The sequence below is a fragment of the Desulfobacula sp. genome (assembly GCF_030611305.1).
Taxonomy (GTDB): Bacteria; Desulfobacterota; Desulfobacteria; order Desulfobacterales; family Desulfobacteraceae; genus Desulfobacula.
The window spans coordinates 1-7,755 of sequence record NZ_JAUWQB010000123.1 but is presented as its reverse complement, the minus strand read 5'-3'; the positions used below and the strand labels follow the sequence as shown (position 1 = coordinate 7,755).

The 7,755-nt window shown below is 39.0% G+C and carries 11 protein-coding genes; 6 read left to right on the top strand and 5 right to left on the bottom strand.

What is annotated here, in order from left to right; genetic code table 11:
- Positions 1–169: 169 nt before the first annotated feature.
- Positions 170–340 carry a hypothetical protein gene (locus QAI40_RS16125; protein ID WP_299982319.1) on the bottom strand — a complete coding sequence of 57 codons (171 nt, stop codon included), beginning with the start codon at positions 338–340 and terminating at the stop codon, positions 170–172.
- A gap of 103 nt (positions 341–443) precedes the next feature.
- Between QAI40_RS16125 and QAI40_RS16120 the strand changes: the two genes are divergently transcribed.
- Complete coding sequence (locus QAI40_RS16120; protein ID WP_299982316.1) at positions 444–587, top strand: hypothetical protein; 144 nt, start codon at positions 444–446, stop codon at positions 585–587.
- A 246-nt stretch (positions 588–833) separates the two neighbouring features.
- Here the strand turns inward: QAI40_RS16120 and QAI40_RS16115 are convergent, their stop codons facing one another.
- Positions 834–1,103 (bottom strand): hypothetical protein, encoded by a 270-nt coding sequence (locus tag QAI40_RS16115; protein ID WP_299982313.1) that lies wholly within the window; start codon positions 1,101–1,103, stop codon positions 834–836.
- A gap of 200 nt (positions 1,104–1,303) precedes the next feature.
- Here QAI40_RS16115 and QAI40_RS16110 point away from each other — a divergent pair, with 200 nt between their 5' ends.
- Positions 1,304–2,542: an ATP-binding protein gene (locus tag QAI40_RS16110; RefSeq protein WP_299982311.1), complete on the top strand. Its 1,239-nt coding sequence runs from the start codon at positions 1,304–1,306 to the stop codon at positions 2,540–2,542.
- A 272-nt stretch (positions 2,543–2,814) separates the two neighbouring features.
- On the opposite strand, the gene QAI40_RS16105 is transcribed toward QAI40_RS16110, so the two are convergent.
- From QAI40_RS16105 to QAI40_RS16095, 3 genes are all read right to left on the bottom strand, one after another.
- On the bottom strand, positions 2,815–3,135 hold the full coding sequence (locus QAI40_RS16105) for a Txe/YoeB family addiction module toxin (RefSeq protein ID WP_299982308.1): 321 nt from the start codon (positions 3,133–3,135) through the stop codon (positions 2,815–2,817).
- Entirely contained in the window at positions 3,104–3,382 is a 279-nt protein-coding gene (locus tag QAI40_RS16100) for a type II toxin-antitoxin system Phd/YefM family antitoxin (RefSeq protein ID WP_299982305.1), read from the bottom strand. The genes QAI40_RS16105 and QAI40_RS16100 overlap by 32 nt, the downstream gene beginning before the upstream one ends.
- Positions 3,383–3,616: 234 nt before the next feature.
- Positions 3,617–4,987: an ATP-binding protein gene (locus QAI40_RS16095; protein WP_299982302.1), complete on the bottom strand. Its 1,371-nt coding sequence runs from the start codon at positions 4,985–4,987 to the stop codon at positions 3,617–3,619.
- 268 nt (positions 4,988–5,255) lie between these two features.
- On the opposite strand from QAI40_RS16095, the gene rpmH reads away from it, so the two are divergent.
- The 4 genes from rpmH to yidC all read left to right on the top strand — a co-directional run bounded on the left by rpmH (position 5,256) and on the right by yidC (position 7,720).
- A complete protein-coding gene (gene rpmH, locus QAI40_RS16090) occupies positions 5,256–5,390 on the top strand; it encodes a 50S ribosomal protein L34 (RefSeq protein ID WP_291347468.1) in 135 nt (44 codons plus the stop codon).
- Positions 5,391–5,402: 12 nt separating this feature from the next.
- A complete protein-coding gene (gene rnpA / locus QAI40_RS16085) occupies positions 5,403–5,750 on the top strand; it encodes a ribonuclease P protein component (protein ID WP_299982296.1) in 348 nt (115 codons plus the stop codon).
- A 3-nt stretch (positions 5,751–5,753) separates the two neighbouring features.
- A complete protein-coding gene (gene yidD / locus QAI40_RS16080; RefSeq protein WP_291347470.1) occupies positions 5,754–5,963 on the top strand; it encodes a membrane protein insertion efficiency factor YidD in 210 nt (69 codons plus the stop codon).
- 80 nt (positions 5,964–6,043) lie between these two features.
- Positions 6,044–7,720: a membrane protein insertase YidC gene (gene yidC, locus QAI40_RS16075; protein WP_299982292.1), complete on the top strand. Its 1,677-nt coding sequence runs from the start codon at positions 6,044–6,046 to the stop codon at positions 7,718–7,720.
- Positions 7,721–7,755 lie beyond the last annotated feature (35 nt).

The window sequence follows — 7,755 nt, the reverse complement described above, 5'->3', positions numbered from 1 at the left end:
ATTGGCTGATACAGAGCGTTATAGAACAAATGAATAGAAAAGTCTAGATTTATTATTCCTTATAATATCAATAGGTTATCTAATCCATAGAGGATTTACGTGTTTGGCCCCATTTTTTTTTATTCTCGTGCGAAATGTAAGTTAGGGCCTGACCTTGATAAGTCTCTGTTCAACATCTTTTTACAGAAACTGTATCCTTGTTCGGCCTGCGCCTTCCAGCATCTTTTGAATTTCTGTTGGCAGGTAGAGCTGATGGATGGTCTCCTTTATAGGACGGAGATATTTTTTTTGCTATCAGCAGTGTTCTTCCGATGGTGCCGAGGATGCGTTTGTCTTGCATTTTCTGTACCTGGTTCCCGGTCAGGCGTTCAGAGGACAGGGGGCATTCTATGCGGAAAATGGTTTTCCATCCTGTCTCTGATAAAAGGCTGTGGTAGTCAAATATGGTGATTGCTTTATCAGGTTTTTCTTCTGCGGCTGGTGTGGATTCAAAGTCACGCCAGTCAGCATTGAGAAAGGCCAGGGTTGTTGTTGGTTTTGCGTTTTTATGGGCCAGGGTGAAAAAATCTTTAAAAAATTTTATGTAGTCTTTTTTTGTGTATGAGGATATGGAGGGGATATCCTTATCTGCTTTTTGTTCGTATTCCTTTTTTTTCTTGGTGTAATAAGGGGGATCAAAAAAGATCAGGTCTGGTTTTTTTAAGACGGGCCATGTTTCTTTTTGGGGATCCCAGTGGTGGTATTCTATTTCAGGGCGCTTGCCCTGGGAAAGTAAATTACCAATATTACCAAAACTGGTATTATTGGTAATTTGGGAACATCGGGGTCACATATTAAATATTAAATATTCGATTCTTGATCTTGTCCACTTTTCTTTTCAGCCTTTTATCTCCCAGAATAAAACCACCGATAATATCTTCTTCCGGGTTTTTAAGCGCTTTGGTCTCTATTTTCTCCACAAAATCCCTATAATTCTTTATCGCTTCTTTTTTCTTTCTCTCAAAAGTCGACAGCAGCCATCCGGTTTCCAACCAGCCAGGTGTCTTTATTTTGCCGATAAATGCCGGATAACTGCTCCAGAGAAACTCAGACGGATTTGTCACAATTTTTGCCCGAACAGGACCCCATTGTTTTTCAGATGGGAATTGCCTGATACAGGCCTGGAATGTTTTTTTTAATTTTTATCCCGTTAAATTGCTTTGGCACTGCCCATTGAAAATATTTTCTTGACTTTTATTGCATATTCAAGCAGAATAACCCTGTTATTATGATAAATAATAAAATTTTAGCAGGGTATTTTACAATGAAAACAACATCTCAATATGTAACCAGGGACCTTGAAACCGATATCAGATCATGTCTTGAAATGCCAGAAATTATTGCTGTAACAGGTGCCAGACAATGCGGAAAGACAACTCTTTTAAATAAAATAATCAGCAAATTACCTTCTCAGGAAGTTGCTGCAATAGATTTTGAAGATCGCCAGGAATTGCTCCTGTTTCAAAACGATATAAAAGCCTTTGCCGAATTGCACGTCAAAGATAAAAAATACCTCTTTATTGATGAATTTCAATACGCAACTGACGGGGGAAGGCTTTTGAAATTTATTTACGATAACTTTCCTGTCAAAATTTTTATAACCGGTTCATCATCAACTGAGCTTTCTGTTCAAAGCATACAATATCTGGTCGGGCGCATCTTTGTCTTCACGTTATATCCATTTTCCTTTAATGAGTTTTTACGCTTTAAAAATTCAAAGCTGATATCTTTTCTATCTCAAACAGAATCATTAAGTGATGAGGTGATCCTGAGAATAAACAAATATTATTATGAATATGCCCTCTACGGGGGATACCCGCGGGTAGTCCTTGCCGAAACCGACAGAGAAAGGGAGCTGGTTCTGAAAAATATTTACAATACATACCTGCTCAAAGAAATACGGCAGATTTTAAATTACCCAAGTGACACGAAACTCGAAAAGCTTATTCAGGCGCTCGCTCTGCAGATCAGTTCAATCTGTAATTATAACGAACTCTCCAACCTGACCGGATTCAGACACAACGATTTGATAGAGGCGCTGGACATTCTCAGCTATACTTTTGTTATAGCTCCATGCCGGCCATTTTATACCAACAAAAGGCTGGAACTTATTAAATCCCCCAAGTTCTATTTCGTTGATAATGGATTTAGAAATACGGCCCTTAAAAACTTTTCCCCTCTTTCAACACGCAATGACAGCGGAGCAATACACGAAAACTTTATTGCTGCCGAGTTACTCAAAAAAGAATTTGCCTTGCGTTACTGGAGAACAAAGTCAAAAGCTGAGGTTGATTTCATCATAGAATCACAAGGAGACCAGATTCCTGTTGAAGTAAAATCAACACTGAAGAAACCTGCTATCACCAAGTCGTTTCGCAGTTTTTTAAAAAAATATAAACCACCACAGGCATTTGTTGCTTCAGAAAATCTATATGCAAATAAAGTTATTGCAGATACTCCAGTCTATTTCAGGCCTCTATGGGCAACGATTCAGGGTCAGTGATTGCTTGAATGAGTGTCCAGTGATGGGGAACAAATCATAATAAAATCTTTATCATTCTGAAAAAAAATCAATCCATACTGACGAATCAATCAATACCATTACAAGCTGCGATCCTGCCGCCATTCATCTAAATTACCTTCCCAGGTAACATTACCTTTGAGCTCAAGTATTCTTACAAAAGATGCAAAATACACAATCGCCAGGGCAAGCGCAGCGGAACACATGTCTGGTGCACTGACAGGTTGGCGGCATGAAAAAGGCAACGGCAGCTGTTAATAATGGTAACGACTTTGCACAAAATCGATTCTGTTTTGCCCCACTACGTAAACCAGCCGATGTTCTTGTGTGATTTTACGAGACCAAACACCCGATCCAAGAAACTTCAAAGGCTCTGGTTTGCCAATACCCTGAAAAGGATCCCGCATTACCGCCTCGATTAATTTGAAAATTCGAAGTGCTGTCCGACGATCAGTCTCAACCCAGTAACGTAAATCCTCTCTAAACTCAGGCTGAAACAGGGCTTCTCGATGTTCAGTATCTCGAGGTTCTTTGGTATAGCGTCTACTCAAGGCCGACCTCGTCCCGAAGTTCATCAATGGTTTGTGGTGTTCCTTTTCCTTGCAGGGCTCTTTCAAGTGCGGAGAGAAGTCGTTTTGCATTGGCCGGAGATCGAAGCAAATGGGCAGTCTCAAGAATTCCGGTTAACTCGTCAGCTGCTATCATGGCGACATCTTCATTACCACGTCGCTGTATAATTACCACTTCCCTGTTTTTTGTGACCTCATCAAGCAATGAAGCTAAACGTGAGCGGGCATGAGTATAGGTTGTTTGAATTGCCATATGCGCCTCCTTATTATATGTACAGTAATTCTGTACAACTTATGGGCCTATATATCAACTCCGCGAGCAATTATTATTTTTTTGATTCTTTGGTAGGGGACTTGAAGTAAATCTGATAGCTCCCTTTGGGAAATATTCATCGGTTTTAAAAATTCTTCCAAGTCTCTTTGCAATCCTGTTTTGATCTGCCAATGGCCTTGCCTGCTCAACCCAGGCCATATCCACTCCTGTCTGCTAAAATAAACAGTCGATAAGACGTGGGAGTTCTTCCACCATATATAATGGAAGGGAGAGGAGTTTATAATTTACAGGTTTATTTCCAGCAGAGGTTGCTGTAATGTGACTGACATCCTGTATTGTCGGCAAATTCAGGTCAAAACGTATTGCAGTAGTAGTATTTTTTTTCAATACAAACTGCTGAAGAGATTTCAGAGAACCGCTTTTTCCACTTTTTACCTCTACCGGTAAAACCTTATTAGCCTGAGAAATAACATAATCAACTTCAGCATTGGCAGATTTCTTTTCTCGAAGCCAGTAACAGAGTATTGGAGCCTCATTTTTCAAAGTTAAAAGATGCTGCCCTATGAATTGCTCTGCAAGTCCCCCCTCATTGATTAATTCGCTCTCCAAAAATGACTGTATGGTTCCCCAGTCATTACCGCAGATGTGGTTAACAATACCGATATCCATAAAAATCAATTTATAAATATTCTCGTTTATTTCTGCGAGTAAAGGAACTGCGTTACTGTGACTGTGATATACTTTGTGACAGATTCTTGCATTAACAAGGAGATCTATGACCTCTTTAATTTTTTTTGATTTTTTTTCTTTTGCAATATTACTGTATTTGACCTTTTTACCAAGCGCTCGCGGAATATACCTGAAAACTTTCTGCATCAGCGGAAGATCTATCTGTCTGCCATATTTTGAAAAATCATCCAGATATGTTTCAACAATGGAGCGTTGAACGTCAATGACTTCGGTTACTGATCCGTTTTCCTTATAAACAAGCACTGCTTCAGGCATGCCGCCGGTGAAAAAATATTCTCTTTGTTTTTTTAAAAGTTTTTTGTGCGCGGTTTCAGGAATTTTATTTGAAAAATCAAATTGTGTAATATGCTTTAGCAGGGATGGTTCGATTTCATGGAGAAACTCTTTAAATGTCATGGGACCAATATGATAATATTCAATCCTTCCCATGGGCATTGAAAAACTGTGATTTGAAAGCGTAAATTCCAGAAGTGAACCTGCTGCAATAACAGGAATTTCCGGTTTATCTTCAAAAAAATATCTTAATGCCTGTAGGGCGTGCGGTGTTGCCTGTATTTCATCCAGAAAAAGTATGGAGTCAGGATGTTGTAGATTAGAGCCGATCACGGCTTCCAGTTCACGAATTATGTTATTGATATCAAGTGTTTTAAAAACATCATCAAGATAAAGATGCTGTTCAAGATTTATCTCATTCAACAAAAGCCTGTTTTTTGATGCAAACATCCGGACAAGAGTTGACTTTCCGGTCTGCCGCGCACCCCTTAATATCAAAGGTTTGCGTCGTTTTTTTTCTATCCATATTTCAAGATACCCCTCTGCGATTCTTTTCATCATAGCTTACGACCCCCCTCTTTTGACCTAGTATAGTATATAATAGGGGTATATATCAATAATAAAGTAAGGGTCTTGGAGTTTTGCCATAAATAGTTTAAATTTGATTGAGTTGTTCAAGGGTCTCACATATATCATGCAACTGAGATTAAACAAAGCAACTTTTTTTATTTGACAATTTTTTTAAAAAGCGTTAATGTGTTGTGTTTATTGTGGTTTGTATCATCATGGTTAAGATTAAAGTATATTTAATTTAAGGATTGAAAGATTTATGAAACGAACATTTCAACCAAGCAATCGGAAAAGAACCAGAAAACACGGATTTCTTAAAAGAATGTCCACACCCGGTGGAAGACGCGTAATTAACGCCAGAAGGGCAAAGGGAAGAAAAAAACTTAGTGTTTAATAAAGGGATTTATTGAGTAACTTTTGTTTACCAAAAAAGGTGAGGCTCCTGAAGAGGGCCCAATTTTTAACAGTTTCGAAACAAGGGAAAAAGGTAGTAACAGGCTGCTTTATAGCAATTGTGCTTAAAGAAACAGCTCAAAACAATCGAATTGGCATTACAATATCAAAAAAAGTAGGAAATGCAGTAGAGCGTAACAGGATAAAAAGAATTATCAGAGAATTTTTCAGACATAATAAAGAGAATATTTCAGGACCTAAGGATATAAACATCATTGGCAGGAAAGGTCTGACTACGCTATCCAACAAGCAGATTATTGAGAAGCTTGACAAACTTTTTTCAAAAATAGCATTAGCATAGATAATGAAGAAATTATTATTAATACTTATTAAATTTTATCAATATGTTATTTCACCTCTAACAGGACGGAATTGTCGGTATTATCCGACCTGTTCGGCATATGCCATTGAGGCTCTTGAAAAATACGGCAGCCTTAAAGGCACAACTCTTGCCGTAAAAAGAGTTCTGCGTTGTCATCCATTCCATGCAGGAGGGTTTGATCCGGTTCCATAATTTATCCAGATGCCAGACTGCTTTCTTTTTCTAATTAAAGTGAAGTGCCGGTACAAATTATTTCAGGTTTAGGAGAGAAAATGGATGAACAAAAACGATTATTATTAGCCGTCGTGCTTTCCGTGGTAGTCCTTGTAGGATATCAGACATTTTTTGTAAAGTCGCCGGGCCCTAATAATCAACCCCAGCAGGTTCAAGATCGGACTGCAGATCAGGTTCAGGAAAGCAGCCCATATGTTTCCGAATATAAAACCATGCCAGGTGTTGTGCCTCAACCGGTTGAACCTCAGAAAAAAAAGCATCGAACCATATCCGTATCAACCCCTCTTTATAATATTGCCATTTCCGAATATGGTGCTGCGGTTAAAAACTTTGAACTGAAAAATTATAAACAAACAAACGAAACAGGCTCTCCTTTAAAGCAATTGGTGTCGGAGCAGCTTGTATCCGGAACCCTGTTTTTTGAGCTTGAAGGGCAGTCAGTCCCTGGATTGAAAGATGCTGTCTATACGGCAAAAATCGATACCAATGAGACCTCTTTTTTTGAAGGTGAAAAAACCATTGAATTTACCCTTGAGACACCCCAGGGGATTGTGGTGAAAAAGATTTTTACCTTTAAGGCAGATTCATACATGATTGATTGTGATATTGTTTTTCAAAACGGATCTGCCATGCCGTTAAACGATTCTCTTGTGATTTCAACGCCGGGATTTTATGATGAAGAGACCAAAAAAAGATCCAGATTTGCATTTGAGGGGCCGGTGGTTCTCATTGATGATGAATATACCGCCATTAAACCCGATGATATAGAAGATAAAAACACCTATCACGGAAAAATTGACTGGGCCGGATATACAGAACGGTATTTTATGACGGTGGTCATGCCCAAAAAGAAAGAAGATGGGACAGCAAACGATGCAAGGCTAAAGCTTTCCTATGCCAATGACATGGTCACCAATAATTATATCCGGAAAATGGATCGGCTGGACCCGGGTCAACAAGGGGGCTATTCCTTTACTTTTTATATGGGCCCGAAAAGCCAGAAGATATTGGGCAGTTATGACAATAGTCTTAAAAATGCAATCAATTTGGGGTTTTTTAATATCATTGCCAAGCCGCTTTTGATCACCATGAACATGATTTATAGTGTAATCCCCAACTATGGCGTGGCTATTATCCTTTTGACGATTCTCATTAAACTTATTTTCTGGCCCCTTGGAACGAAGAGTTACAAGTCCATGAACAAGATGAAAAAAGTTCAGCCGTTGATGATGGAAATTCGGGAAAAATATAAAGGCGACAAACAGAAAATGAATCAGGAAACTATGGCGCTTTATAAAACATATAAAGTAAATCCGGCCAGCGGGTGTTTGCCCTTACTGGTTCAAATGCCTATTTTCTTTGCGCTTTACAGAATGCTTTACCAGGCCATTGAGCTGCGGCACGCACCATTTATCGGATGGATATCCGATTTGTCTGCCCCGGACAGACTGTTTCATTTTAATTTTGCAATTCCAATGATGCAGGAACCCCATGGTATCCCCATGCTGACACTGATAATGGGTGCATCTTTTTTCTTACAGCAGAAAATGACGCCGACTGCAGGCGATCCCATGCAGGCCAAAATGATGATGTTAATGCCGATATTTATGACCGTAATTTTTATCAATTTCCCGGCGGGATTGGTTCTGTATATGTTTGTGAACAACATCATATCTATGGGACAGCAGTATTTTATTCAAAAGAAATTTTCGTAAGCAGGAGGTAATATGACACAAACTCAGGAATTCAG